This is a genomic window from Streptomyces sp. KL109B, from assembly GCF_030766935.1.
Taxonomy (GTDB): domain Bacteria; phylum Actinomycetota; class Actinomycetes; order Streptomycetales; family Streptomycetaceae; genus Streptomyces.
Genome location: NZ_JASERL010000015.1, coordinates 58,270 through 83,038 on the forward strand (window position 1 = coordinate 58,270; position 24,769 = coordinate 83,038).

The window sequence follows — 24,769 nt, forward strand, 5'->3', positions numbered from 1 at the left end:
CCCATGCAGCGACTCGACTTGAAAGGCCCGCGATGTCGAACCTCACCCCCGCCTCTCCGCTGCGCGACTGGCTCGCGAATCCCGCCGCCGGGCAGCTCCTGCGCGGCATGCTGGCCTCGCAGGGGCAGAGCGAGGAGGCCCTGGCGCCCGCGCTGGGGCTGCCGCTCGAGCAGATCGTGGCGATGTCCGGCGGGAAGTTCCCCGCGGAGTTGGTGGACGCGCTGGTCACCGCGGCCGAGACGGGCGAGGTCCCGGAGGGGCTGCCGACCGCTCCCCCGGCGACCGCCACCACGGCCACCGCCACCACGGACCCGGGCATCGAGATCGGGACCCCCGAGCCGTGGACCGAGCAGGTCACCTCCGGGCGCTTCGCCGGGCAGACCGTCGTGGTCACCGGCGCCGCCTCCGGCATCGGCCGGGCCGTCGCCTCGCGTGTCGTACGTGAGGGTGGCCGGGTCGTCGCCGTCGACGTGTCCGGCGACAAACTCGCCGACCTGGCGGGCGAGTTGGGCGAGCCGCTGGTTCCGGTCACCGCCGACATCACCGAGCCGGCCGCCGCCGAGGCGATCGTCGGCGCGGCGGGCGGCCGGGTGGACGCGCTGGCGAACGTGGCGGGCGTGATGGACGACGACGCCGCCGTGCACGAGGTCGACGACAAGATCTGGGAGCGCGTCATGCGCATCAACGTCGACGGGCCGATGCGGCTGATGCGTGCCGTGGTGCCGGGGATGCTCGCGGCGGGCGGCGGCCGGATCGTGAACATCGTGTCCGAGGCGGCGCTGCGGGGGTCGGCGGCCGGGGCGGCGTACACGACGTCGAAGCACGCGCTGGTGGGGCTGACGAAGTCTTCGGCGTACCAGTATTCGGGTACGGGGGTGCAGGTCAACGCGGTGGCGCCGGGGGCGGTGGCCACGGGGATCGAGGTGCCGGCCGGGGCGGTGTACGGCTCCGCGCGGACCGCGAGGATGCGGGTGGCGATACCGGGGATCGCGCGGGCGGAGGAGTTGGCGGCGTCCGTCACGTTTTTGCTGAGCCGGGATGCGGTGAACCTGAACGGGGTGGTGTTGCCGTCGGACGGGGGTTGGTCGGTGGCGTGATCGCTCGGGTCGACCGTGGTCGACGTCGCGGGGCGCTGCCCCGGACCCCGCTGCTCAATCGCCGCAGGGGCTTGAAATGCCCACCCGCCGCGGGGGCTTGAAAGACCGGCCCTCCTATCCCCCCAACACGAAGGAATGCACACCCATATGCCCACCAGGACGCACACCCTCACTGCCCTCACCGCCACCGTCGGTCTCCTCGGCCTCGCCGGGTGTGGGACGCAGAGCGCCGACAGCTCGGACGGGCGGTCCGCCCCGGCTTCCGGGGAGGAGCGCACCATCCGGGCCACCCAGGTCTCCCACGTCACCAGCCCCCACGAAGCCACTGGCATGACGCTCCTCGAAGGGCCCGTCCTCGGTGAGGACGGTGACCTGCGGGTCGTGGATGTCACGGCGCCGGCCGGGGAGCCGAAGTTGATTTCGGTGGATGTGCGCACCGGGAAGCACAAGGGTGTCTACACCGACAAGAAGGGCGCGTACACCTCCGCGCAGATCAGTCCGCACGACGGGCGCGTGTATCTGACGGAGTACCAGTCGGGCGACGTGCTCAGCGTCGAGCAGGACGGTTCGGACCCGCGGACGTTCTTCTCCGGTGACGTCGACGGCTCCCCGATGAACCCGGACGACATCGCCTTCGACGACGACGGCAATCTGTACGTCAGTGATCTGCACGGCATGAAGACGGGCGAGGCCGAGGGCCGCATCGTGCGGATCGACCGCGACGGTGAGAAGGCCACCGTCCTGGCGGACGAGCTCGCGCATCCCAACGGCGTCATGCTCGACCCGGAGCAGAAGGGGCTGTGGATCAGCGAGCTGGCCAAGGACACCGTCTCGTACCTGCTCCTCGACGCCAAGAAGACCGCGGTCACCACGCGGCACGAGGCCATCCACGTCAACGGCGGTGTCGCGCAGACCGACTCCATCGCCGTGGACGCCGACGGAAATCTGTACCAGGCGCTGCACGGGCGCCCCGCCATGGCCGTCTTCAGCAAGTACGGGGAGCGTCTCGGCACGGTGGAGGTGCCGGCGAAGGAGGCGAAGGGGCTGCAGTCCGCCACCAACGTAGCGATCAAGCCGGGCGGTACGGCGGCGTACATGACGGTCAGCGGTCCGAAGGGCGGCTACGTCTACAAGTTCGACGCGCTCGCCAAGGGCATCCGGCTGTCGAACGGGGGCTGACGCCCGTTCACTCGTCGACGAGCTCGATGGACCGCAGTGGCCCCACCTCGATGCCGAGCAGCCCCCAGGCGGCGCGCGCCAGGCGCTCCCGCTCGGCGAGGGTGGGGCCCGCGACGGCGCCGGACACCATCGCGATGGCGAGCATCAACTCGTCGGCGCCGAGCCCGCGTCCGGCGCTCTCGTACCCGTCGAGCACCGCGCGCACCCGCGCGGACAGCTCGCGCCCCTGCTCGTCGTTGCCGCGCACACGCAGCAGGTCGACGAAGGCGGTGGACCGGGTGATGTGCCAGGTGACGACGCCGAGCACGGACGTGAGGCTCGCGTCCGGCTCGGCGGCGGCCCGTTCGATCTGCCGTACGTTCTCGTCGAGCACGGCCGAGGCGAGGGCCACCCGGTCGGCGAAGTGCCGGTACAGACTCCCCTGGCCGACCCCGGCCCGCCGCGCGACCGAGGACAGCGGCGCGTTCAGGCCGTGCTCGGCGAATACCTCCCGGGCGGCCGCGATGAGCGCGGCCCGGTTGCGGGCGGCGACACGGCGGCCCTGGTTGGCCGGGCGGGGCCGGTCGGCCCGGTCGGGCTGGTCCGGCTGGTCGGGCCGGCCGGGCTGGTCGGGTTCGGAGGGGTTCGTCACCTTGGCAGCGTAATGCAGCACGTCAGGGACCCGATCCGCATCATCAACGTCATCATCCACCTCATCGACAAGGAGAAGAACTCATGTCCAAGCCTGTGGTCGTCGTCATCGGGGTCGGCGGGATGGGGCGGGAGATCGCCCGCCGTCAGGGCTCGGGGGCGCAGCTGGTCGCGGCCGATTTCGACGAGGAGCTGCTGGCATCCGCGGCCGACGAGCTGACGGCCGACGGCTACGACGTCACCCCGGTGCGGGTGGATGTCTCCGAGCGGGCGTCCGTCGCGCACCTCGCGCGGGCCGCCGCGGCGCTGGGTCCGGTGACGCGGGTCGCGCACACGGCGGGCCTGTCCCCGGTGCAGGCGCCGACGGCGGCCGTGCTGGCCGTGGATCTGCTGGGGGTGGCGCTGGTCCTGGAGGAGTTCGGCGCGGTCGTCGCGGCGGGCGGTGCGGGTGTGGTCATCGCGTCGATGGCGGGGCACATGGCGCCGCTGCCGCCCGAGGTGGAGTCCGCGCTGCGCTCCACGCCCACGGACGAGCTGCTCTCCCTGCCGTTCCTGCGCCCCGACGCCCTGTCCGACCCCGGCGCCGCCTACGCCCTCGCGAAGCGCGCCAACCACCTGCGCGTACAAGCCGCGGCGCGGGCGTGGGGAGCGCGCGGCGCGCGGATCAACTCCGTCAGCCCCGGCGTCATCTCCACCCGGATGGGCCGCGCCGAACTGGCCGGTGAGCACGGCTCGCCCATGCGCTCCATGATCGAGACCTCCCCCGCGGCCCGCCCCGGCACCCCGAACGACATCGCCGAGGCCACGTCGTTCCTCCTCTCCCCGTCCGCCTCCTTCATCACCGGCACGGACCTGTTGGTCGACGGCGGAGTGGTGGCAACCCGGCCGCATCAAGCCCCTGCGGCGTTTGAGCAGCGGGGTCCGGGGCAGCGCCCCGCGTCGTAGGACCGGCTCCCGCGCCCGGACCCGAGACGCCCCCTGGACGCCCGCTGCCCCTCGGGAGGAGGCTCACGTCGAGCACACGCCCACGCCAAGGAGCCGTCATGCCCGACCGGCAGGACCCCGTACTCGTCCTGGACCCCACCGCCTCCGACCACCACGCCGAACACCAGGCCCTCCGCTCGCGCGGCGCGGCCACCCGCGTGGACGTCCTCGGCGTCACCGCCTGGTCCGTCTCGGATCCCAGCCTCCTCAAGCAACTCCTCACCAGCCCGCACATATCCAAGAACGCCCGCGCCCACTGGCCGGGCTACGAGGACGCGCTCACCACCTGGCCGCTGGCCCTGTGGGTGGCCGTCGACAACATGTTCACGGCCTACGGCAGCGACCACCGCCGCCTGCGCCGCATGATCGCCCCCGCCTTCTCGGCCCGCCGCATCACCGCGTTACAGGCCGACATCGAGGAACTCGTCACCGGCATCCTCGACCCGCTGGACGCACTCCCGGCCGGCGAAGTGGTCGACCTGCGCGAGCACTTGGCGTACCCGTTGCCGATCGCCGTGGTCAGCCGCCTGATGGGGGTGCCTCAGGCGCAGCGCGGCCAGTTCCGCACGATGGTGGACCGGATCTTCGCCACCACCCTGTCCGCCGACGAGGCCGCCAAGAACACGGCCGCCGTCTACGAGCTGCTGGGCGAACTGATCGCGGCCAAACAGGCCCACCCCGAGGACGACATGACGTCCCTGCTCATCGCCACCCACGACGACGAGGGCGACGGCGGCACCCTCTCCGACGACGAACTGCGCGACACGCTGCTCCTCATGATCAGCGCCGGTTACGAGACGACCGTGAACGTCATCGACCAGGCGGTCACCGCCCCCCTCACCGACCCGGAGCAGCTGGCCCACGTCCGCTCCGGCCGCTGCACATGGCACGACATCGTCGAGGAGACCCTGCGCCACGAACCCGCCGTGAAGCACCTGCCGCTGCGCTACCCGCTCCAGGACATCCCGCTGCCCGACGGCCAGGTGATCAGGAAGGGTGAGCCGATCCTCGCCTCGTTCGCCGCCGCCAACCGCCACCCGGATCTGCACGGCGACACCGCGGACGCCTTCGACGCCACCCGCCCCTCCAAGGAACACCTCGCGTTCGGTTACGGCGTGCACTTCTGCCTCGGCGCCCCGCTCGCCCGCCTGGAGGTCGAGACCGCCCTGCGGCTGCTCTTCGACCGCTTCCCGGACCTCGAACTCGCCATCCCGGCGGCCGAGTTGGCCCCGTACCCCACCCTCATCAGCAACGGCCACACCGCGCTCCCGGTGCGCCTGAGGCCGGGCGGCACCGTGTAGCGCCAGACACACCGAAAGGTGGGGCTCCCCCGGCGCGCCCCACCCTCGGCACCCCTTTTCACCCGATATGTATCGTGTATGACCGCACTGGTCCTCGCCCACTTCGTCGTCGCCCTCTGCGCCGCCCCGCTGATCCGCCGGGCCGGGCCCCGCGGGTTCGTGCTGCTCGCGCTGCCACCCGCCGCCGCGCTCGGCTGGGCGCTCTCCGAGTGGGGCGCGGTGAGCACGGGGCGGCCGAGCGAAGAGGCGTGGTGGTGGATCAAGGACTACGACGTCGAGATCGCGTTCCGGCTCGACGCCCTGTCGCTGGTCATGGTGCTGCTGGCCGCCGGTATCGGGGCGCTCGTACTGCTCTACTGCGTGCGCTACTTCGAGGGCGGGGCGCGGCAGTTGGGGGCGTTCGGCGGGAACCTCCTCGCGTTCGCGGGCGCGATGCTGGGGCTCGTCCTCGCCGACGACCTCATGAGTCTCTATCTCTTCTGGGAGCTCACCACCGTCCTGTCGTTCCTCCTCATCGGCTACGACAGCGAGAAGCGGGCCAGCCGCCGGTGCGCCCTCCAGGCGCTGACGGTGACCTCGGTCGGCGGGCTCGCGATGTTCGTCGGCTTTCTGATGCTGGGTCAACTGGCGGGTACGTACCGGATCTCGCGGATCCTGGAGTCGCCGCCCGCCGCGAGCGGCACCCTGTCGGCGGCGCTCGTCCTCATCCTGTGCGGGGCGCTCGCCAAGTCGGCGGTGTGGCCGCTCAGCATGTGGCTGCCGAACGCGATGGCGGCGCCCACCCCGGTCAGCGCCTATCTGCACGCCGCCGCGATGGTGAAGGCGGGTGTGTACCTGGTGGCGCGGCTCGCCCCCGCCTTCGCCGATGTCGCGCCCTGGCGGCCGGTGGTGCTGACGCTGGGCACGGTCACGATGCTGCTCGGCGGCTGGCGTGCGCTGCGCCTCAACGACCTCAAGCTGGTGCTCGCCTACGGCACCGTCAGCCAGTTGGGCTTCCTCGTGGTGCTCGCGGGCGCGGGAACGTACAACGCGGCGCTCGGCACCATTGCGATGATCCTCGGTCACGCCCTGTTCAAGGCGCCACTGTTCCTCGTCACGGGGATCGTCGACCACGCCACCGGCACCCGCGATCTGCGCAGGCTCTCGGGGGTGGGGCGAAGACTTCCGTGGGTGTGTGCGGTGGCCGTCGTGGCGGGTGCGTCGATGGCGGCGCTGCCGCCGCTGCTCGGGTTCGCGGCGAAGGAGGCGGCGTTCGACGCGCTGCTGCACGGGAGTGTGGCCGAGCGCTGGGTGCTCGCCTGTGTCGTCGCGGGGTCCGCGCTCACCACCGCGTACACACTGCGTTTCCTGTGGGGTGCGTTCGCGCGCAAGCCGGGCGCCCCGGACACCTCCGTGCACCGGGTCGGTGTCACGTTCCTCGCGTCGCCCGCGCTGCTCGCGCTCGGCTGCCTCGTCCTCGGCCCCGGCATCGGCCGGCTGTCGACGCTCTTCGAGCGGTACGCGGATCAGTACGAACTCCCCGCGCATCCTTACCACTTGGCGCTCTGGCACGGCTTCGGGACGGCGTTCTGGCTGTCGCTGCTCGCGTGGGCGGGCGGCGCCGTGCTGTTCGTGGCGCGGGAGCCGGTGGTGCGCCTTGGACGGCGGTTCGCCTGGCCGAAGGCGGACGAGGTGTTCGGGCGGTCCGTGCTCGGCCTGGAGCGGTCGGCGCTGCAGATCACGGGCACCGTACAGAAGGGGTCGCTGCCCTCCTACGTGGCGACCGTGCTCGGTGTCATGTTCGTCGGCCTTGTCGCGGTGCTCGCCACCGACCGGCCCTGGCAGGACACCCCGGCCCCGCGCCTGTGGGACGACCCGATGCAGGCCGCCGTCGGCGCGCTGACGTGTGCCTGCGCCCTGATGTGTCTCGTCGTCCAGCGGCGCATGAAGGCGGCGGTCCTCGCAGGGCTGACCGGGTACGGGACCGCGCTGTTGTACGTCGTTCAGGGCGCGCCCGACCTGGCGCTCACGCAGTTCGGCGTGGAGACGGTGTCGACCGTGGTGCTGGTCCTCGTGCTGCGGCGGCTTCCGGTGTTCTTCGGTGACACGCAGCGGACCTGGCGGTGGGGTGTCAGCATGCTGCTCGCGCTCGGCAGCAGTGTCGCGGTGGCGTGCGCGGTGTGGCTGGCGACGGGCGCGCGCACGGCGGAGCCCGCGGGCGCCGCGATGACCGAGGAGACCGCGCACCACGGCCTCAAGGACGTCGTCGCGACGATCCTCGTGGACTTCAGGGCCTGGGACACCATGGGCGAGTCCGCCGTCCTCGCGGTCGCCGTCCTCGGTGTGACGAGCCTGCTGTACGTGCACCGCCGACAGGGCCGGGCCTCGGCCGCGGCGTCACCGTCCCGGCTGCCGGGCGGGGTGACCGCGTGGTCGCTCGCGACGTCGCGGCTCCAGGTGCCCGCCAAGTACCGGCAGGGCGCGCCCGAGCGGAGCTGGCTGGTGGCCGGTGACACGCTCGCGCCCGAGCACCGCTCGGTGGTCTTCGAGGTGGTGGCCCGGCTCGTCTTCCATCCGATCCTGATGCTGTCCGTGTATCTGCTGCTGTGCGCGGAGAACCTGCCGGGCGGCGGTTTCGTCGGCGGGCTCGTCGCCGGGGTCGCGCTGACGATCCGTTATCTGGCGGGCGGGCGGCACGAGTTGCTGGCCGCCGCCCCCGTCCATCCGGGCTTCTTCACCGGGCTCGGGCTCACCCTGTCGACGTCGGTCGCGCTCGTCGGGCTCGCCGACGGCACGGTGCTGCACGGCTGGACCTGGCACGGGCACCTGCCACTGATCGGCGACTGGCACGCGAGCACCGCCGTCGTCTTCGACCTCGGGGTGTATCTGCTGGTCCTCGGGGTGGTCCTGGATGTCGTACGGGCGCTCGGCTCGAAGATCGACCAGCAGACCGAGTACAGGGCGAGGCTCGCGCTCGCCGGGGAGGCGCAGAGCTCGTGACCGTCAGTCTCACCCTGCTGATCTGCGCGGTCGTCCTGACCACCGCGGGCGGCATCCTCATCCACACCCGCAGCCTCACCCGGGTCCTGGTCGGCATCATCGTGTGCGGCAACGGCGTCAATCTGCTGGTGCTCGCCTCGACGGGCGCGGCCGGGTTCCCTCCGCTGCTGTACCCGGGGGTCGAGCGGGCCCGCGTGACGGATCCGCTGCCGCAGGCCATCATCCTCACCGCCGTCGTCATCACCCTCGCCACGACGGCGTTCGTGCTCGCGATGGCGTACCGCAGCAGCCAGTTGACCGGTTCGGACTTCGTGCCGGACGACGTCGCGGACCGGCGCGTGGTGCTGCGCGCGGAGATCTCCGCGGAGCGGGCCGAGCTGCGCGAGATCCATCGCGGCGAGGGCCCGAGCGCCTGGCGCGACGAGCGCCGAGACCAGCGGCGCAGGCTGCGCGCCGAGCGTGCGTACCAGGCCCGCGCGCGGGACGCGGACGGCGACCTGTGGGACGACGTGCTCGGCGCGGACCCGCCACCGCCCACCGTCGCCGAGCCCGCCACGTCCCGCCCGGAGGAGACCCGGTGAACTCCCTCGTCCCACTGCCCGTCGTGCTGCCCCTCGTGGTGTGCGGGCTCACCCTGTTCATCGGGCCGCGCCTGCGCTGGCTGCACCGGCTCATCACGGTCGGGGTGCTCGCGGCGGTCGTCGCGGTCGATGTGATCCTGCTCGTGGCGGCCGACCGCACGGGCCCGCTCGTCGTGCACCTCGGGGACTTCGGGCCGCCGCTCGGTGTCACCCTCGTCGCCGACCGGCTCGCGGCGCTGATGCTCCTGGTGTCCGGCGCCGTCACGTTCATCGTGCTGATCTACGCGATGAGCCAGGGCATGGCGGACCGCGAGGAGAGCGCGCCGATCGCCGTCTTCCACCCGGCGTACCTGGTCCTGGTCGCGGGGGTGTCCCTCACCTTCCTCGCGGGCGACCTCGTCAACCTGTACGTCGGCTTCGAGATCATGCTGATGGCCAGCTTCGTGCTGCTCACGGTGGGCGCCACCGAGCCACGTGTGCGGGCGGGCTCGACGTATGTCGTCGTCTCGCTCGTCTCCTCGCTGGTGTTCCTCTGCGGAATCGCCGTGTGCTACGCGGCGGTGGGCACGGTGAACTTCGCGCAGCTCGCCCAGCGGATGCCCGAACTCCCGCTGGGCGTAAGGACCTTGGCGGATGTGCTGCTGCTCACGGTGTTCGGGGTGAAGGCGGCGGCGTTCCCCGTCGCGGCGTGGCTGCCGGACTCGTATCCGACGGCTCCGGCGCCGGTGACGGCCGTGTTCGCGGGGCTGCTCACCAAGGTGGGTGTGTACTCGATGATCCGTGCGGACACGTTGTTCTTCCCGGGCAACAGGCTCTCGGGCGCGCTGATGGCGGTCGCCTTCCTCTCGATGATCATCGGGATTCTGGGTGCGGTCGCGCAGACCGACCTGAAGCGGCTCCTTTCGTTCACGCTCGTCAGCCACATCGGCTTCATGCTGTACGGACTCGCGCTCGGCAGCCGGGGCGGCATCGGCGGCGCCATTGTCTACACCGCCCACCACATCACCGTACAGACGACACTGTTCCTGGCGGCGGGGCTGCTCGAAAAGCGGTACGGGACAACGGAGTTGACCCGACTCGGCGGCACCATGCGCTCGGCGCCGCTGCTCGCCGCGCTGTGGTTCGTGCCCGCCATGAACCTCGCCGGGATCCCACCGCTGTCCGGGTTCCTCGGGAAGCTGGGCCTGATGCGCGCGGGTGCGGCGGACGGCGGGGCCTGGTCGTACACGCTGCTCGCGGCGGCGGCCGTGACGAGTCTGCTGACGCTGTACGTGATGGCGAAGGTGTGGAACCTGGTGTTCTGGCGTGCGGCTGCGACCCAGCCCGCCGAGGAGGGCGATGTGTTGGAGGAGAGCGACGATCCGGACTCGGCGCCCGATGACGCCGGAGGCGGCGGGGGTGGCGGGGCTGGTGGAGGTGGTGGCACGTCGACGGCCACCGCCGTGTGCGTACGCACTACCACCCGCATCCCCCGTGTCATGACGGCGGCGACGGCCGCCGCCGTCCTGCTCGGCCTCTCGTACACGCTCCTCGCCACCCCGCTCACCGGCCTCGCGGACCGCTCGGCCGCCGAACTCCTCTCCCGTACGCCCTACGTCGAGGCGGTGCTCGCCCCGTGAACGCCTCCCGCCCCAAGGCGCGTTGGCGCCGCATCGACCTGCCGCTCATCGCCTGGCTCACCGTCATCTGGATGCTGCTGTGGTCGGGCCTGACCTGGGGCAACGCCATCAGTGGCGTGGTCGTCGCGATCGCGCTGTGCCTGGTCTTCCCGCTGCCGGCCGTCGAACTCGACCTGCGCCTGCGGCCGATCGGCATCGTGCGGCTCGCCGGTTACCTGCTGTACGACATGACCTCGTCGACGGTCACCGTGACCTGGCAGACGCTGCGCGCCAGGCCGGGGCCGTCGGCCGTGATCGCGGTGCCGCTGCGCTGCCGCACCGACCTGATGATCGCGGCGACCTCCGTGGCCGTGTCCAGCGTGCCCGGCGGCGCGCTCGTCGAGGTCAACGGCGCCACCGCCACCCTGTTCCTGCACGTCTCGCACGCCGACGACCCGAAGGCCGTGGAGCGCGCCCGCGTCGACGTACGGCGCCTGGAGAACCTCGTCGTACGGGCCTTCGGCACCCGCGAGGAGATCGACCGGCTCGCGCAGGCCGCGACCGACGAACTCCCGGAAGGAAAGGGGCCAGAGGCGTGAAACTCGCCGACGACATCCTGCTCAACGGCGCGCTGGTGCTCATCGTCCTGGCGGGCGCGCTGCTCCTGGTGCGGATCTGGCGCGGCCCCTCGATGCTGGACCGGGCGGTGTCCGTGGACATCGCGGCGGTGCTCATCATCGCCGGGATCGGCATCAACGCCGCCATCACCAGGACCAGTTACTACCTTTCGATCATGCTGGTGATCGCCTTCCTCGGTTTTACGAGCTCGGTGGCCATCGCCCGCTTCATCGCGGCGCGCGACCGGCCAGGGGTACGGACGCGGCCCGGCGCCGTCTCCCTCAGGAAGGGCCGGGGCACGACGCCGGGCCAAGACACCAAGGAGCGCCCGTGAACTGGCACACCGTCACCGATCTCGCCGGATCCGCCCTCCTCTTCGCAGGCGCCGCGGTCTGCCTGACCGGCGTCATCGGCATGCTGCGGCTCCCGGACGTGCTGACCCGCAGCCACGCCGCGACCAACCCGCAGACCCTCGGCATGCTGCTGCTCGTCGCGGGCGTCGCACTGCGGCTGCGCTCGGCGGTCGACCTGGGAACGCTCGCCCTCGTCGCCTTCTTCCAGCTCCTGACCAGCGCGGTAGCGGCGCACCTGGTGGCGCGGGCCGCGTACCGCACGGGTCAGGTCGGCGAGGCGGCGCTGCTCACGGACGAGTTGGCCTCGGCGCGCAAGCAGTGACACCGCCCGCCCTGTCAGGCGGCGGGGCGGACCCGCAGCGGCAGGGATTCCCACGACCGCAGCGTGTTGTTGGCGTGCCGCCGGGGCTCGCCCGTCGGCTCGAACGAGTCGACCCTTCGGGCGAGCGCCGTGAGCAGCGCCTCCGCTTCCAGTCGGGCCACGTGCTGCCCGACGCACTGGTGCAGGCCCATGCCGAAACCGACGTGCCCGGACGGGTCCCGGGCGAGGTCGAAGCGCTCGGGGGCGGTCCAGCGGTCCGGGTCGTGGTTCGCGGAGCCGAGGAACATGAGGATCTTCGTGCCTTCGGGGATCACGGCGCCCGCGATGGTGACATCGGTCGTCGCGGTGCGGAAGAAGGTCTGCACGGGTGACTGCCAGCGGATCGCCTCCTCGAAGGCGACGCGCGCCAACTCCGGCCGTGCGCGCAGCCGTTGCCATTCCTCGGGATGGGTGGAGAACGCGTAGAGGCAGGCGGCGAGGCCGTGCACGGTGGTGTCGACTCCGGCGGTGAGCAGGGAGCGTACGACGAGTGGGGCCTGCTCGTACGTGAGGTCTCCGCGGTCGGCGGCCGCCCAGATGTCCGCGCCGAAGCCGGTGTCGGCGAGGGCCTCGCGGGCGCACTGGGCGCCGACCCACGCGCCGAGTTCGGCGGCCCGGTCCGCGTCGGCGGCGACGAGTTCGTTGCGGGGGCCGAAGGCGTTGAAGGCCATGTTCCCGTAGGGCAGCAGGTTCTCGCGCCCGTCGGGGCCGAGCCCCACGGCATCGGGGAACACGCGCAGCGGGAAGGCTCCGGCCAGCTCCGTGAAGGCGTCGAACTCGGTTCCTTCGGCGAGGACTTGGTCGACCAGTTCGTCCGCCGCCCTCGCCCACAGGTCGCGCAGTCGGCGCAGGGCGGGCGGGGCGAGGATGTCGCGGAGCACGCGGCGTGGGGCGTCGTGCAGGGGCGGGTCGGCCTCGAGGAGCACGCTGGGCTTGCGCCAGGGTTCCTCGTGGCGGAAGTTGGCGAGTCCGACTCCGGAGCCGGACTCGAAGCGCTGCCAGTCGATGAGCGCGGCACGCACCTGCTCGTAGCGGGCGAGGGCGTGCACGTCGTAGCGCGCGAGGCGCACGACGGGTCCGGCCGCGCGCAGCTTCCGGTGCAGGGGTTCGGGGTTCAGCAGGTGTTCCAGGGCGAACGGGTCGATGTCGTCGACGGGCGGCGCGGCGGTCACCTCGGTCATGTCACACACTCCTGTCTCACGGATCCGGTACGAGCTCACAGGTCCAGTACGAGCCGGTCCCCGCAGGACCGGGAGACGCACACCAACATGCAGTCGTGGGCGGCCCGTTGGTGGTCGCTGAGGAGCGAGTCCATGTGGTCGGGCTCGCCGTCGAGCACCGGAGTCAGACACGTCCCGCAGGTGCCCTCCTCGCAGGACGACACGACTTCGACGCCGGCCCCGCGCACGGCTTCCAGGACCGACACATCGGGGGTCACGCGCACGGTCCGCGCGCTGCGCCGCAGTTCCACCTCGAAGGCGGTGTCCCGCACGGGTGCGCCCCGCTCGGCGGCGCTGAACCGTTCGGTGCGCAGCGCGTGCGGGCCCAATCCCGCTCCGGACTGCGCCACGGCGGCGAGCAGCGGCGCGGGCCCGCAGCAGTACACCTTGGCGCCCTCGGGCGGCGGTCCCAGCCACGCGTCCAGGTCGAGCAGCCCCCGCTCGTCCTGGGGCACGATGTGCACGCGCTCGCCGTACGAGGCGAGGAGCTCGTCGCGGAAGGCCATCGACGACCGGGTCCGGCCGCCGTACAGCAACTGCCATTCCACGCCCAGGAGTTCGGCCTGGTGGAGCATCGGCAGGAGCGGGGTGATGCCGATGCCTCCGGCGATGAAGAGGTATCGATTCGAGGGGGCGAGCGGGAAGTTGTTGCGCGGCCCGCCGATCCCGACCCGGTCCCCGACCCGCAGCCGGTCGTGCACGTACGCGGAGCCGCCCCTGCCGTCCGGTTCGCGCAGGACGGCGATGCGGTAGGTGTGCGCGTCCCAGCGGTCGCCGCACAGGGAGTACTGGCGCACCGTGCCGTCCGGGAGGACCAGGTCGATGTGTGCGCCGGGTGTCCAGTCCGGGAGCCGGGCTCCGTCCGGGTCCGCGAGGGTGAGGGACACGACGCCCTCGGCCACCTCTTCCTTGCCTGTCACCATGCCGGTCCCGACCACGCTGTCGCCTCCCGTCGTTGGATGTCCAGGAAGGATGCGGGGCGGGCGAAGGCGCCTTCGAGGCCTTTCTCAATCAGTGAGAGACGAATCGGTGAGGGACGGAGCCGGGGCCGGGGCCGAACGCGCCGCCAGCGCACGGGAGATGCCGCGTGCGGCGGTGCGCACCACGGGCACGACGGCCGTCGCGCCTTCCTCGTTCGGCACGATGACGGACAGCGTCGCGCACACGTCGCCGTGTCCGTCGCGCACCGGCGCGGCGATGCCGAGCGCGTCGGGGTGGAGGTATCCGGGGCAGTACGCGAAGCCCTGCCTGCGGATGTCGGCGAGCAGGGCGCGCAGCCGCGCCGCCGTGGCGGGGGTGTGCGCGGTGTACCGGTGGAGGGGTTCGGCGCACACCCGCTCGCGCAGTTCGGCGGGGCCGTGGGCGAGGAGTACAAGCCCGCCGGAGGACGCGTTCAGGGACAGTCGGCCGGCGATCCGGGTGTAGTTGATGACACCGCCGGGCGCGCTCAGCCGTTCCAGGAACAGCACCTCGTCGCCGTCGAGTACGCCCAGTTGCACATGGTGGCCGACGACGTCGTGCACACCTTCCATGAACGGCATCGCGGTGTCCCGCAGCGACAGGGCGGGCGAGGCCCGTGTCACCAGCTCCCACATGCGAAGCCCGATCCGCACCCGGCGGCCGGTGTCCCGGGCGAGGAAGCCGTGCGCCACCAGCTCGGCGACCAGGCGGGACGCCGTGGCCACGTGCAGGCCGGTGCGCCGGGCGATCGCCGACACCGTCAGGGCCGGTTCGTCGGGCGTGAACGCCTCGAAGATCCGGACGGCCCTGGACAGTACCGATTCGCCGCTCTGTGTCCTCACCCGGCCATCATCGGCGTACGCCGTGGCAGCGGGTCAAGGGGTGAGTTCCGCGCCGACCTCCTCGGCCAGCTCCCTGAGCCACAGGTGTGTCGGGTCGTGGGTGTGCACGGGATGCCACCACAGGGCTTCGCGCAGCGGCACCGATTCGTAGGGCGGCGCCAGGACCCGGACCGGCGCCGACGAGTGCAGGAGTGCGGCGAGGCGGCGCTGCACGAGGGCGATGCGGTCGGTGCCCGCGACGAGGAAGGGCAGCATCGCGAAGTTGTCCACGGACACCTCGACGCGCGGCTCGATGCCGAGCATCCCCAACTGGCGTACGGCGGGGGCGTCGTAGGTCCGCTGGTACGTGACCCAGGGCAGCCGGGACAGGTCCTCCAGGGCGAGCCGCTCGCCGACCCGCTCGTTGCTCTCGGCCACGAGGAACACCCACTCGTCGTGGAACAGGTCGGTCTGCGGCATGTCACTGACGACGCCGTGCGGCATCAGCAGTCCGTCGGTGGTGCTGAGCAGCACGCCGAGGTCCTCGACGACGGTGGGCGGAGTCCCGGTGAAGCGGAGCCGGACGTTCGGCGCCTCGGTGTGGATGCGGCGGGCGAGGGCGGCGCCGAAGACGGCCACGGCGTAGTCGGACGCGAGCAGCGTGAACGTGCGGCTCTCGGTGGCCGGGTCGAAGGCGGCCTGGCTGCTGAAGAGGCGCTCCAGGAGGTCGTACGCGGTCGAGGTGCGCTCAAGCAGCACCTTGCCGAGCGCGGTGAGTTCGTACTGGCCGCCGTTGCGGGCGAGCAGTTCGTCTCCGAAGTGGCGGCGCAGCCGGGACAGGGCCGCGCTCATGGCGGGCTGGCTGAGCCCGACGCGGTGACCGGCCCGTGTCACGTTGCGCTCTTCCAGCAGGGCGCGGAGGGCGACGACGAGGTTGAGGTCGAGGCGGGACAGGTTCACGGGTGTTCCTAGCGGCTGGTCGGCGGCGACGGCTCAAGGATATTCGTCCCATGGATGTTCCACATCCACACAATCTATTTCCCTGATCGGGGGTGCAGGGGCCAGATTAGTCACGACGCCATCTGGAGGACACACCTGTGAAACCCGAAGCAGCCGAAGCGGCTTCCCCGTTGTTCGCCGGCCCGTACGCCCTCGCGACCTTGTCCGGCACCGGCCACCCCGCCTTCCCCGCCCTCGTCCGCGCCGACGGCGCCGTGGTGGACCTGCGTGCCGCGCTCGGCGACGCCCGCCTCACGATGCTCGAAGTCCTTGACCGGTGGCCGGAGTTGGAGCCCCGGCTCGCGGGCCTTGCCGACGCGGCCCCGGCGGACGCTCCGTCCGTCGACTCGTTCCGGGTGCACGCTCCGGTCGCGCCGCGCCAGGTGGTGCAGTCGGGTGCCAACTACCGGCAGCACGTCATCGACCTGCACGTCGCGCACCGGGCCCCGGGCGACGAGCGTCCGGAGGAGGAGCGGCGCGCCGAGGCGGCGGACATCATGGACCGCCGGGCCGCCGACGACCTGCCGTACGTGTTCATCGGCCTGCCGAGCGCCGTCACCGGCCCGTACGACGACGTGGTGCTGCCCGCGTGGGCCGAGAAGCCGGACTGGGAGCTGGAGTTGGCGGCGGTCATCGGCCGGCCCGCGCACCGGGTGTCGGTCGAGGAGGCGCTGGAGTACGTCGCCGGGTACACGATCGCCAACGACCTCACCGACCGTGCCACGGTGTTCCGCCGCGACATGCCGCAGATCGGCACGGACTGGATGCGCAGCAAGAACGCGCCGGGGTTCACGCCGCTCGGGCCGTGGATCGTCCCGGCGCCCTCCGTCGGTGACACGTCCGATCTCCAGGTCACGTTGAAGCTCAACGGCGAGGCGATGCAGGACGAGTCGACGAAGGACATGATCTTCTCGGTCGCGCGGATCGTGTCGTACGCGTCGCAGACGGCCCAACTCCTGCCGGGTGACGTGGTGTTGACCGGCTCCCCGGCCGGGAACGGCATGCACTGGGGCAGGCTGCTGCGGGACGGCGACGTCATGGACGCGTCCGTCACCGGGCTCGGCGCGCAGCGCACCCGCTGCGTCGCGGAGGTGGCCCGGTGACCCTGGACCGGCACGACCCCGAGGGCGCGATCGCCGAGGCCGCCAAGTCGTACTCGAACTGGGGGCGTTGGGGCGAGGACGACGTGCTGGGCACGCTCAACTTCCTCGACGAGGCCAAGCGCCGGGAGGGCGCGGCGCTGGTGCGGCGCGGCGTCAGCTTCTCCCTGGCGCAGAGCTTCGACATGGACGGGCCGCAGAAGGGCTGGCGGCGCCGCACGAACCCGGTGCACACCATGCTCGACACCGGCACCGACGCCGCCCTCGCCAACCAGGGCTTCCCGCACGGCATGGGCGGCGCCGACGACGTGATCGCGATGCCGCTGCAGTGCTCGACGCAGTGGGACGGGCTCGGCCACATCTTCGACCACGGCAAGGCGTGGAACGGCCGGGACGCCGCCCGCACCGTCACCTCCGAGGGCGATCTGGTGACCGGCATCGAGCACATGGCGCCGTACGTGGCCGGTCGCGGCGTGCTCCTCGACGTCGGCCGGGTCGTCGGCGGCCAGGACGTCGGCGACCGGGGCGGCGGTGCGGACGGGGAGCTGCCCGACGGTTTCGCCATCACCGAGGACCACCTGGCCGCCACCGCCGAGGCCCATGGTGTGTCGGTCGGCCGCGGCGACATCGTGGTCGTGCGCACCGGACGTCTCGCCCGCGCGCGCCGCGAGGGCTGGGGCGAGTACGCGGGCGGCCCCGCGCCCGGCCTGTCGTTCGGCACGGCGGGCTGGCTGCACCGCACGGAGATCGCGGCGATCGCCACGGACACCTGGGGCTTCGAGGTGCGGCCGAACGAGTTCGAGCACGCCTTCCAGCCGCTGCACCAGGTCGCGATCCCCAACATGGGGCTGCTGATCGGCGAGATGTGGGACCTGGACGCGCTCGCCGACGACTGCGCGCGTGACGGCGCGTACGACTTCTGGCTGACCGCCGCTCCCCTGCCGATCACCGGCGCGGTGGGCTCGCCGGTCAACCCGATTGCCGTCAAGTGACCCGTCAACCACCTTGTGGAACAGAGGAGTTCCCCGCATGAGCACCCCCCGTACCGTCCTCGTCATCGGCGGTGGCGCGGCCGGCAACGCCGCGACGATCCTGCTGCGCCGCGCCGGGGTCGCGGTCGACCTCGTCGAGGCGAAGGACGACTGGAACGCCACCGCCGGATCCGGCATCACCCTCCAGGGCAACGCGCTGCGCGTGCTGCGCGAGCTGGGTGTGTGGGACCGGGTCGAGAAGTCCGGGTACGGCTTCGACGCGGTCGGGATCACCGCCCCCGACGGCACCGTCCTGCACGTCTCCGAGGACCTGCGCACGGGCGGCGACGACCTGCCGGCCACCGTCGGCATGCAACGCCCCCGGTTGCAGGCCATCCTGATCGACGCGGTCCGCGCGAGCGGCGCCACCGTCCGCCTCGGCGTCCGCGCCGAGTCCTTCCAGCAGTCCGTCGACGGGGCAGGTGTCACCGTCCGCTTCACCGACGGCACCGAAGCCCGCTACGACCTCGTCATCGCGGCCGACGGCCTCGGCTCCACCACCCGCGCCGCCGTCGGCATCACGGACCGGCCGGAGCCCACCGGCATGGCCATCTGGCGCGTCGCCGTCCCGCGCCCGGCCGGTCTCACCCGCACCGACCTCGCGTACGGCGGCCCCGCCTACATCGCCGGCTACTGTCCGACGAGCGAGTCCACGATCTACGCGTACGTCGTCGAGGACAAGCGCGACCGCGCGACGATTCCGGCAGACGCGTACGCGGCCGAGATGCGCCGCCTCGCGTCGGCCTACGGCGGGCACTGGCCGGAGATCACCTCGCACATCACCGACCCGACGCAGGTCAACTACACGTGGTTCGACCGCATGTTGGTGGAGGGCTCGTGGCACCGCGGCCGTGTGGTGCTCGTCGGCGACGCGGCGCACTGCTGTCCCCCGACCCTCGCCCAGGGCGCGGCCCTCTCCATGGAGGACGCCTGGGTGCTCGCCCAGCTGCTCACCGCCACCGACACCTGGGACGACGCGCTGCTGCAGGCGTACTACGAGCGGCGTATCGCCCGCGTACGGCCGGTCGTCGAGGCGTCCGTCCAGATCGGCCAGTGGCAGCTCGACGGAGTCCGCGACGCCGACGTGCCGGGCCTCATGGGCCGCACGATGACCATGCTGCGGGAGCTGCCGTGACCACGACCCCCACCATCGACGTGCACGCCCACGTCCTGCTGCCGGAGATCGAGCAACTGGTCGCCGGACTACCGGGGTTGGAGGCGGCGAGGGAGCTGGACGCGCGGCGCAACGGCCCGGACGCGCTCACCGTCAGTGGCGCGATGATCCGCGAGCGGTTCGCCCGGCTCACGGACGTCACCGCGCGCCTCGCGGCCATGGACGAGCAGGGCGTGGACGTCCAGCTGGTGAGCCCGTCGCCCTCGCACTACCACTACTGGGCCGACGCCGAGACCGCGGAGAAGGTGTACCGGCTCGCCCACGAGGCGGTGGCGGCGCACTGCACGCAGGCCCCAACACGCCTGTTTGGACTGGGACTTGTGCCGCTTCAACACCCAGGTCTGGCCGTCGATGCACTCGACCACGCGCTGGACTCGGGGCTGCTGGGCGTCGAGCTGTCCAGCCACGCGCCCGGTCGCGAGCTCTCCGACCCCGCGTACGAACCGCTGTGGGCGCGGGCCGCCGAGACGGGTGCGCTGCTGTTCCTGCACCCGTTCGGCTGCACGCTCGACGAGCGGCTCGACCAGTGGTACCTGTCCAACAGCGTGGGCCAGCCGACCGAGAACGCGGTGGCGCTCTCCCACCTCATCTTCTCCGGCGTCCTCGACCGCCACCCCGGCCTGCGGATCGTCGCGGCGCACGGCGGCGGCTATCTGCCGACCCACATCGGCCGCGCCGACCACGCGTGGCGCGCCCGCACCGACGCCCAGGCGTGCGCGCACGCGCCGAGCAGCTATCTGCGGCGCCTCTACTTCGACTCGCTCGTCCACGACCCGTACGCACTACGGGAGTTGGTGCGCGTGGCCGGAGCCGACCGGGTGCTGCTCGGCTCCGACTTCCCCTTCGACATGGGCAGCGCGGACCCGCTCGGCGACCTGCGCGCCGCCGGGCTGCCCGCCGCCGACCTCGACGCCGTCCGGGGCGGCACCGCGGCCGCCCTCCTCCGGAAGGACTGATCCACCATGACCGCACGCCTGCTCACCCACCTCCGCCACGTCGACCTCGCCGTGCCCGACTACGAGAAGCAGCTCGACTTCTACTCCGGCGTCTGGGGCCTGACCACGACCACCGAGGACTCCGGCCTGTCCTTCCTGGCCGCCGAGGGCTCCCCCGAGCAGTACGTCGTCCGGCTGCGCAAGGCCGAGGAGAAGCGCCTCGACCTCGTCTCGTACGGGGCTGCGAGCCCGGCCGATGTCGACACGCTCGCGGAGCGACTCCTCGCGGGGGACGTTCAGCTGGTATCCCGTCCTGGGAAGCTCGACACTCCCGGCGGCGGTTACGGCTTCCGCTTCTTCGACGTCGACGGGCGCACCATCGAGGTCTCCGCCGATGTCGAGGCGCGGCGGCACCGCAGGATCGAGGAGAAGGAGGCCATCCCGGTCAAGCTCTCCCACGTCGTCCTCAACTCCCCCGATCTGAACCGGACTCGGGAGTGGTACGAGCGCCACCTCGGCTTCGCGCTCTCCGACACCCTCTCCTCGCCGCACATGGGCGAGGTCATGCACTTCATGCGGATCTCCAGCCGGCACCACTCCATGGCGATCGCGCAGGGCCCGCACACCGCGCTGCACCATGTGTCGTTCGAGATGCGCGGCCTGGACGAGTACATGCGGGGCTCGGGGCGTGTCATGCGCGCCGGGTTCAAGAAGATCTGGGGGCCAGGCCGGCACCTCGCCGGTGACAACACCTTCACGTACTTCCTCGACCCGCACGGCAACACCGTCGAGTACACGACGGAGCTGGAGGAACTCGACGAGGACACCTGGCACCCGCACATCTACGACTTCTCGAAGCCCGAGGTCACCGACCAGTGGGGCACGGCCAACGCGATGAACGAGTTCGTCGCCAAGGAGTCCTTCAACGACCCCGACCGCGGCGTGTTCGTCGCCCCGCCGGTCTAAGCACTCCTCCAACTCCCCCAACTCCCCCAACTCCCCCAACTCCCCCGCCTGGAGCCGCCGATGCGCTTCGCCACGTACACCCACCGGCACGAGACACGTGTCGCCGTCGTCGCGGACGACGACACCCTCCGTCCGCTGCCCGGCACCCGCACTCTCACCGAGGTGATCGCCGCCGGTTCGGGCCTGCCCGACCTGCTGGCCCTCGGCCGCGCCGCCCTCGACACACCACCGGGGCCGCACCTCTCCGAGGTCCGGCTCCACGCACCCCTCCAGCCGCCGTCCGTACGGGACTTCGTGGCCTTCGAGGAGCACGTCGAGGGGGTACGCCGCTCCGTCGACGGGGCGGTGGGCGTACCCGAGCAGTGGTACGCGGCGCCGACGTTCTACTTCTCCAACCCGCACGCCGTGTACGGGCCGGGCGAGGACATTCCCATGCCACCCGGCTCGGCCGTCCTCGACTTCGAGCTGGAGGTCGGCGCGGTCATCGGCCGCGAGGGCCGCGACCTCACCCCGGAAGCAGCCCGCGAACACATCATCGGCTACACGGTGTTCAACGACTGGTCGGCCCGCGACCTCCAGTCCGCCGAAATGAAGGTCGGCCTCGGCCCCTGCAAGGGCAAGGACACCGCGACCACCCTCGGCCCGTACCTCGTCACCGCCGACGCACTCGACCCGTACCGCGACGCCGAGGACCTGCTGCGGCTCTCGCTCACGGCCGAGGTGAACGGCGAGGTCGTCGGCAAGGACCTGCTGTCCAACATGAGTTGGACGTTCGAGGAGATGGTGGCCTACGCCTCGCGCGGTACGCGTGTCGTCCCCGGCGACCTCCTCGGCTCCGGCACCTGCGGCAACGGCGGCTGCCTCGCCGAACTGTGGGGTGTGCGCGGCGAGCGGACACCCCCGCCGCTGAAGCCCGGCGACACCGTCACCCTGACCGCAGAGGGAATCGGCACGGTCACCAACACCGTGGTCCCCGGGCCCGCCCCGCTCCCGCTGCCGACCGGCCGCCGCCGCCCACGGGAGCGGCCCTGAGCGGTCCGCCCGGCAGCTAGTGCGAGCCCGGCGTATGTCCGAAGGCCCGCCGGAACACGTCGATGAACGCGCTGGTCGACGACCATCCGCACAGGTTCGCCACGGTCGTCACCGGCGTCCCCTCCGACAGCAGGATCAGCGCGCGGTGGAGGCGGAGTTGGGTGCGCCACTGCGGGAACGTCATGCCGAGGTCGGCGCGGAAGAGCCGGGACAGGGTGCGGTCGCTCGCGCCGACCTCGCGGCCGAGCTCCGCCAGGGTGCGGCGGTCGGCCGGGTCCGCGTGCAGCAGGTCGCACACCGCGCGCAGCACGGGGGTGGTGGGTGTCGGCAGGTGCAGGGGCTGCTGCGGGGAGAGCTTCAGCTGGTCGAGCAGGACGGCGCGCAGGCGGGCGCGTTCGGGGCTTTCCCCTTCGGGGCCCTCCCCTTCGGAGGCTTCCCCTTCGGAGGCTTCCGCTTCGGAGGCTTCCCCTTCGGAGGCTTCCGCTTCGAGGCGTTCTCCCTCGGCGCCGCCTTCCCGGGCGCCGCGCGTGTACTCGACGATCAGCTCGCGCAGCAGCGGGCCGACCGCGAGCACGGCGGGGGCGGCCAGGCCCAGCGGGTTCGTCGTCGCGGGCAGCCCCACGAAATGCAACTCGACGTCGCCGTGCGCCTGGTGGGCGTGGACGGTGTCGGCGGGCACCCACAGGGCGCGGGTCCCGGGCGCCACCCACGAACCGGCGTCCGTCGTGACGGCGACGACGCCCCGGCCCGCGTAGACGATCTGGTGGTCGTCGTGCCGGTGGGCGTCGATCTCGGCGCCGTGCGGCATGTGGCGGGCGTACGTGGGGGCCACCGGGGTGTGGCGGACGGCGTGGCGGATCTTCGGCATTGTCTGGCAGGTTATCGGAAGCGGGCCAGGGCAGCCCGTGGCGAGGATGATCCGGTGCGAAAGAACACCTCCATCCCTCTGCTCTCCGTCGGGCACGCGTGCGTGGACGTCTATCAGGGCGCCGTCGCCTCGCTCGTCCCGTACTTCGTCGCCGAACGCGCCTACAGCTACGCCGCCGTGTCCGGCATCGTGCTTGCCGCGTCCCTCCTCTCCTCCGTGGCCCAGCCGGTCTTCGGCCTGCTCACCGACCGGTGGGCGATGCCCTGGCTGCTCCCGCTCAGCACGCTGCTCGCGGGCGTCGGCATCGCGCTGAGCGGGGTCAGCGACTCGTACGCGGTGACGCTCGCCGTCGTCGCCATCTCCGGAATCGGTGTCGCCGCCTACCACCCGGAGTCCGCGCGGGTGGCCCGGCTCGCGAGCCGTGGCAGCCACAGCGCCATGGCCTGGTTCTCCCTCGGCGGCAACATCGGTTTCGCGCTGGCCCCTCTCCTGGTGGCCGCCGCGATCGCCGCGGGCGGCCTGAACCTCACGCCGCTGCTTGTGCTGCCCGCGGCGGTCGGCGCGGCGATCTGCCTGCCGGTGCTGCGCGCCCTCGGCCGCCGGGGCATCGGAGCTTCCGCCGCCGACGCGGCCCCTGCGCGGGACGACGTGCCCGCGTTCGTCCGCCTGTCGTTCGCGGTGGTGTGCCGCTCCATCGTCTTCACCGGCCTGAGCACCTTCATCTCCCTGTACGCGACGCAGCGCATGGGCGGCAGCGAGGTGGCGGGCACCGTCGCCCTGTTCGTGCTGTACGTGGGCGGCGCGGTCGGCAGCGTCCTGGGCGGCGCGCTGGCGGGACGCTGGGACCGGGTCACCGTCTCGCGCTGGTCGTACCTGCTGACGGCCGCTTCGGTGGCGGGCGTGGTGTGGGTGCCGGGTCCGGCGCTGTACGGCTTCCTCGCGCTGACCTCGGCCGGGCTCTACGTCCCGTTCTCGCTCCAAGTCACGCTCGGCCAGGACTACTTGCCCTCGCGCGTCGGCACCGCGAGCGGCATCACGCTCGGCCTCACCGTGAGCATCGGCGGCCTTGCGAGCCCCCTCATCGGCAGCATCGCCGACCATACGTCGCTGCGCACCGCGCTGACGCCGCTCATCGTCATGCCGCTGCTGAGCTGGCTGCTGTTCCGGGCGCTGCCGGAGCCGGGGACCGATACCGTAGCCTCTGATCGATCATTGCTCAAAGAGCCCGCAACGCCCGCATCGCCCGCACCGTAGGAGAGCCACCGTGCCCAGCTCGCCCACTTCCGCGCCGTCCTCCGGCCCCCTCGCCCGCGTCCCGCTGCACGAGCAGGTCCGCCGCTTCGTCCTCGAAGGTCTGGTGGCGGGCCGCTGGGGGCCCGGCGACCGGGTCGTGGAGCGGCGCGTGGCACAGGAGTTGGGCGTGAGCCAGGCGCCGGTGCGGGAGGCGCTGCGCGAGCTGGAGACCATGGGCCTCGTGACGTACGCGCCCAACAAGGGCGTGCGCGTACAGGAACTCACGCTGGGTCAGCTGCGCGACGTGTACCTGGTGCGGGCCTCACTGGAGCGGCGGGCCGTCATGCTCGCCGCTCCGCGCCTGGCCGGGAACGTGACCGGCCTCGAACGGCACCTGCGGGCGATGCGGCACGCCGCCACCGAGGGGAAGACCGACGAACAGGCCCTGCACGGCGTCGCGTTCCACCGCGCCATCGTGCACGCCTGCGGCAACCCCGTGCTGATCCGGCACTGGGACTGGCTCGGCGTGGAGGCCTGGACGCGGCTGTCCCTGGGGTGGCTGCGCACGGATCTGCACGACAACGCGGAGGACCACGAGGAGCTCGTCGAGGGGTTGCGGCGCGGTGATCCGCACCTGGGTCGGCTGATGGAGCGGCACGTCATGGACTACGCCCGCAAATGATCGATCATTGGAAATTACTTGCCGGTATTCATTGACCGGCCCATCCGGCCCGGCCTAGCTTCTGCAT

24 protein-coding genes are annotated in these 24,769 nt (G+C 72.0%); 18 read left to right on the forward strand and 6 right to left on the reverse strand.

Annotated elements, in window-relative coordinates:
* Positions 1-32 precede the first annotated feature (32 nt).
* Positions 33-1,097: an SDR family NAD(P)-dependent oxidoreductase gene (locus RBJ65_RS36290; RefSeq protein WP_306319840.1), complete on the forward strand. Its 1,065-nt coding sequence runs from the start codon at positions 33-35 to the stop codon at positions 1,095-1,097.
* Positions 1,098-1,244: 147 nt separating this feature from the next.
* Positions 1,245-2,276, forward strand: coding sequence for an SMP-30/gluconolactonase/LRE family protein (locus RBJ65_RS36295; RefSeq protein ID WP_306319839.1), 1,032 nt, complete (start codon positions 1,245-1,247; stop codon positions 2,274-2,276).
* A 7-nt stretch (positions 2,277-2,283) separates the two neighbouring features.
* Here RBJ65_RS36295 and RBJ65_RS36300 read toward each other — a convergent pair whose 3' ends face one another.
* Entirely contained in the window at positions 2,284-2,907 is a 624-nt protein-coding gene (locus RBJ65_RS36300) for a helix-turn-helix domain-containing protein (protein ID WP_306319838.1), read from the reverse strand.
* Between the two features lie 83 nt (positions 2,908-2,990).
* On the opposite strand from RBJ65_RS36300, the gene RBJ65_RS36305 reads away from it, so the two are divergent.
* The 8 genes from RBJ65_RS36305 to mnhG all read left to right on the forward strand — a co-directional run bounded on the left by RBJ65_RS36305 (position 2,991) and on the right by mnhG (position 11,642).
* Entirely contained in the window at positions 2,991-3,851 is an 861-nt protein-coding gene (locus RBJ65_RS36305) for an SDR family oxidoreductase (protein WP_306319837.1), read from the forward strand.
* A gap of 98 nt (positions 3,852-3,949) precedes the next feature.
* Entirely contained in the window at positions 3,950-5,191 is a 1,242-nt protein-coding gene (locus RBJ65_RS36310) for a cytochrome P450 (RefSeq protein ID WP_306319836.1), read from the forward strand.
* Positions 5,192-5,269: 78 nt separating this feature from the next.
* Complete coding sequence (locus tag RBJ65_RS36315; RefSeq protein ID WP_306319835.1) at positions 5,270-8,170, forward strand: Na+/H+ antiporter subunit A; 2,901 nt, start codon at positions 5,270-5,272, stop codon at positions 8,168-8,170.
* Positions 8,167-8,751, forward strand: coding sequence for a Na(+)/H(+) antiporter subunit C (locus RBJ65_RS36320; protein WP_306319834.1), 585 nt, complete (start codon positions 8,167-8,169; stop codon positions 8,749-8,751). Before RBJ65_RS36315 ends, RBJ65_RS36320 begins: the two co-directional genes overlap by 4 nt.
* On the forward strand, positions 8,748-10,370 hold the full coding sequence (locus RBJ65_RS36325) for a Na+/H+ antiporter subunit D (protein ID WP_306319833.1): 1,623 nt from the start codon (positions 8,748-8,750) through the stop codon (positions 10,368-10,370). Before RBJ65_RS36320 ends, RBJ65_RS36325 begins: the two co-directional genes overlap by 4 nt.
* Positions 10,367-10,948 (forward strand): Na+/H+ antiporter subunit E, encoded by a 582-nt coding sequence (locus RBJ65_RS36330; protein ID WP_306319832.1) that lies wholly within the window; start codon positions 10,367-10,369, stop codon positions 10,946-10,948. The genes RBJ65_RS36325 and RBJ65_RS36330 overlap by 4 nt, the downstream gene beginning before the upstream one ends.
* On the forward strand, positions 10,945-11,301 hold the full coding sequence (locus RBJ65_RS36335; RefSeq protein WP_306319831.1) for a monovalent cation/H+ antiporter complex subunit F: 357 nt from the start codon (positions 10,945-10,947) through the stop codon (positions 11,299-11,301). The genes RBJ65_RS36330 and RBJ65_RS36335 overlap by 4 nt, the downstream gene beginning before the upstream one ends.
* A complete protein-coding gene (gene mnhG, locus RBJ65_RS36340; RefSeq protein WP_306319830.1) occupies positions 11,298-11,642 on the forward strand; it encodes a monovalent cation/H(+) antiporter subunit G in 345 nt (114 codons plus the stop codon). The genes RBJ65_RS36335 and mnhG overlap by 4 nt, the downstream gene beginning before the upstream one ends.
* 14 nt (positions 11,643-11,656) lie before the next feature.
* Here mnhG and RBJ65_RS36345 read toward each other — a convergent pair whose 3' ends face one another.
* From RBJ65_RS36345 to RBJ65_RS36360, 4 genes are all read right to left on the reverse strand, one after another.
* Positions 11,657-12,862 carry a cytochrome P450 gene (locus RBJ65_RS36345; protein ID WP_306319829.1) on the reverse strand — a complete coding sequence of 402 codons (1,206 nt, stop codon included), beginning with the start codon at positions 12,860-12,862 and terminating at the stop codon, positions 11,657-11,659.
* A gap of 35 nt (positions 12,863-12,897) precedes the next feature.
* Positions 12,898-13,824: a PDR/VanB family oxidoreductase gene (locus RBJ65_RS36350; protein WP_306319828.1), complete on the reverse strand. Its 927-nt coding sequence runs from the start codon at positions 13,822-13,824 to the stop codon at positions 12,898-12,900.
* A gap of 84 nt (positions 13,825-13,908) precedes the next feature.
* Positions 13,909-14,703, reverse strand: a complete 795-nt coding sequence (locus RBJ65_RS36355) for an IclR family transcriptional regulator (RefSeq protein ID WP_306319827.1) — start codon at positions 14,701-14,703, stop codon at positions 13,909-13,911.
* A gap of 33 nt (positions 14,704-14,736) precedes the next feature.
* Positions 14,737-15,642: a LysR family transcriptional regulator gene (locus RBJ65_RS36360; RefSeq protein WP_306319826.1), complete on the reverse strand. Its 906-nt coding sequence runs from the start codon at positions 15,640-15,642 to the stop codon at positions 14,737-14,739.
* 137 nt (positions 15,643-15,779) lie between these two features.
* Between RBJ65_RS36360 and RBJ65_RS36365 the strand changes: the two genes are divergently transcribed.
* The 6 genes from RBJ65_RS36365 to RBJ65_RS36390 are packed head-to-tail and all read left to right on the forward strand — an operon-like array spanning position 15,780 to position 21,919.
* Positions 15,780-16,784, forward strand: coding sequence for a fumarylacetoacetate hydrolase family protein (locus RBJ65_RS36365; RefSeq protein ID WP_306319825.1), 1,005 nt, complete (start codon positions 15,780-15,782; stop codon positions 16,782-16,784).
* Entirely contained in the window at positions 16,781-17,773 is a 993-nt protein-coding gene (locus RBJ65_RS36370; RefSeq protein WP_306319824.1) for a cyclase family protein, read from the forward strand. The genes RBJ65_RS36365 and RBJ65_RS36370 overlap by 4 nt, the downstream gene beginning before the upstream one ends.
* Positions 17,774-17,810: 37 nt before the next feature.
* Positions 17,811-18,947: an FAD-dependent oxidoreductase gene (locus RBJ65_RS36375; RefSeq protein ID WP_306319823.1), complete on the forward strand. Its 1,137-nt coding sequence runs from the start codon at positions 17,811-17,813 to the stop codon at positions 18,945-18,947.
* Positions 18,944-19,942: an amidohydrolase family protein gene (locus RBJ65_RS36380; RefSeq protein ID WP_306319822.1), complete on the forward strand. Its 999-nt coding sequence runs from the start codon at positions 18,944-18,946 to the stop codon at positions 19,940-19,942. Before RBJ65_RS36375 ends, RBJ65_RS36380 begins: the two co-directional genes overlap by 4 nt.
* Positions 19,943-19,948: 6 nt before the next feature.
* Positions 19,949-20,887, forward strand: coding sequence for a VOC family protein (locus RBJ65_RS36385; RefSeq protein ID WP_306319821.1), 939 nt, complete (start codon positions 19,949-19,951; stop codon positions 20,885-20,887).
* Between the two features lie 60 nt (positions 20,888-20,947).
* Positions 20,948-21,919: a fumarylacetoacetate hydrolase family protein gene (locus RBJ65_RS36390; protein ID WP_306319820.1), complete on the forward strand. Its 972-nt coding sequence runs from the start codon at positions 20,948-20,950 to the stop codon at positions 21,917-21,919.
* A gap of 16 nt (positions 21,920-21,935) precedes the next feature.
* On the opposite strand, the gene RBJ65_RS36395 is transcribed toward RBJ65_RS36390, so the two are convergent.
* Positions 21,936-22,787, reverse strand: a complete 852-nt coding sequence (locus RBJ65_RS36395; RefSeq protein WP_306319819.1) for a helix-turn-helix transcriptional regulator — start codon at positions 22,785-22,787, stop codon at positions 21,936-21,938.
* A 54-nt stretch (positions 22,788-22,841) separates the two neighbouring features.
* Between RBJ65_RS36395 and RBJ65_RS36400 the strand changes: the two genes are divergently transcribed.
* Positions 22,842-24,041 carry an MFS transporter gene (locus RBJ65_RS36400; RefSeq protein ID WP_306319818.1) on the forward strand — a complete coding sequence of 400 codons (1,200 nt, stop codon included), beginning with the start codon at positions 22,842-22,844 and terminating at the stop codon, positions 24,039-24,041.
* A 10-nt stretch (positions 24,042-24,051) separates the two neighbouring features.
* Positions 24,052-24,702 (forward strand): GntR family transcriptional regulator, encoded by a 651-nt coding sequence (locus RBJ65_RS36405; protein ID WP_306319817.1) that lies wholly within the window; start codon positions 24,052-24,054, stop codon positions 24,700-24,702.
* Positions 24,703-24,769: the final 67 nt, after the last annotated feature.

Bases quoted from the DNA above. Each gene is read 5' to 3' on its own strand.
- RBJ65_RS36290 (WP_306319840.1), top strand. From the start codon at position 33: ATGTCGAACCTCACCCCCGCCTCTCCGCTGCGCGACTGGCTCGCGAAT.
- RBJ65_RS36295 (WP_306319839.1), top strand. From the start codon at position 1,245: ATGCCCACCAGGACGCACACCCTCACTGCCCTCACCGCCACCGTCGGT.
- RBJ65_RS36305 (WP_306319837.1), top strand. From the start codon at position 2,991: ATGTCCAAGCCTGTGGTCGTCGTCATCGGGGTCGGCGGGATGGGGCGG.
- RBJ65_RS36310 (WP_306319836.1), top strand. From the start codon at position 3,950: ATGCCCGACCGGCAGGACCCCGTACTCGTCCTGGACCCCACCGCCTCC.
- RBJ65_RS36315 (WP_306319835.1), top strand. From the start codon at position 5,270: ATGACCGCACTGGTCCTCGCCCACTTCGTCGTCGCCCTCTGCGCCGCC.
- RBJ65_RS36345 (WP_306319829.1), bottom strand. From the start codon at position 12,862: ATGACCGAGGTGACCGCCGCGCCGCCCGTCGACGACATCGACCCGTTC.
- RBJ65_RS36350 (WP_306319828.1), bottom strand. From the start codon at position 13,824: ATGGTGACAGGCAAGGAAGAGGTGGCCGAGGGCGTCGTGTCCCTCACC.
- RBJ65_RS36375 (WP_306319823.1), top strand. From the start codon at position 17,811: ATGAGCACCCCCCGTACCGTCCTCGTCATCGGCGGTGGCGCGGCCGGC.
- RBJ65_RS36385 (WP_306319821.1), top strand. From the start codon at position 19,949: ATGACCGCACGCCTGCTCACCCACCTCCGCCACGTCGACCTCGCCGTG.
- RBJ65_RS36390 (WP_306319820.1), top strand. From the start codon at position 20,948: ATGCGCTTCGCCACGTACACCCACCGGCACGAGACACGTGTCGCCGTC.
- RBJ65_RS36395 (WP_306319819.1), bottom strand. From the start codon at position 22,787: ATGCCGAAGATCCGCCACGCCGTCCGCCACACCCCGGTGGCCCCCACG.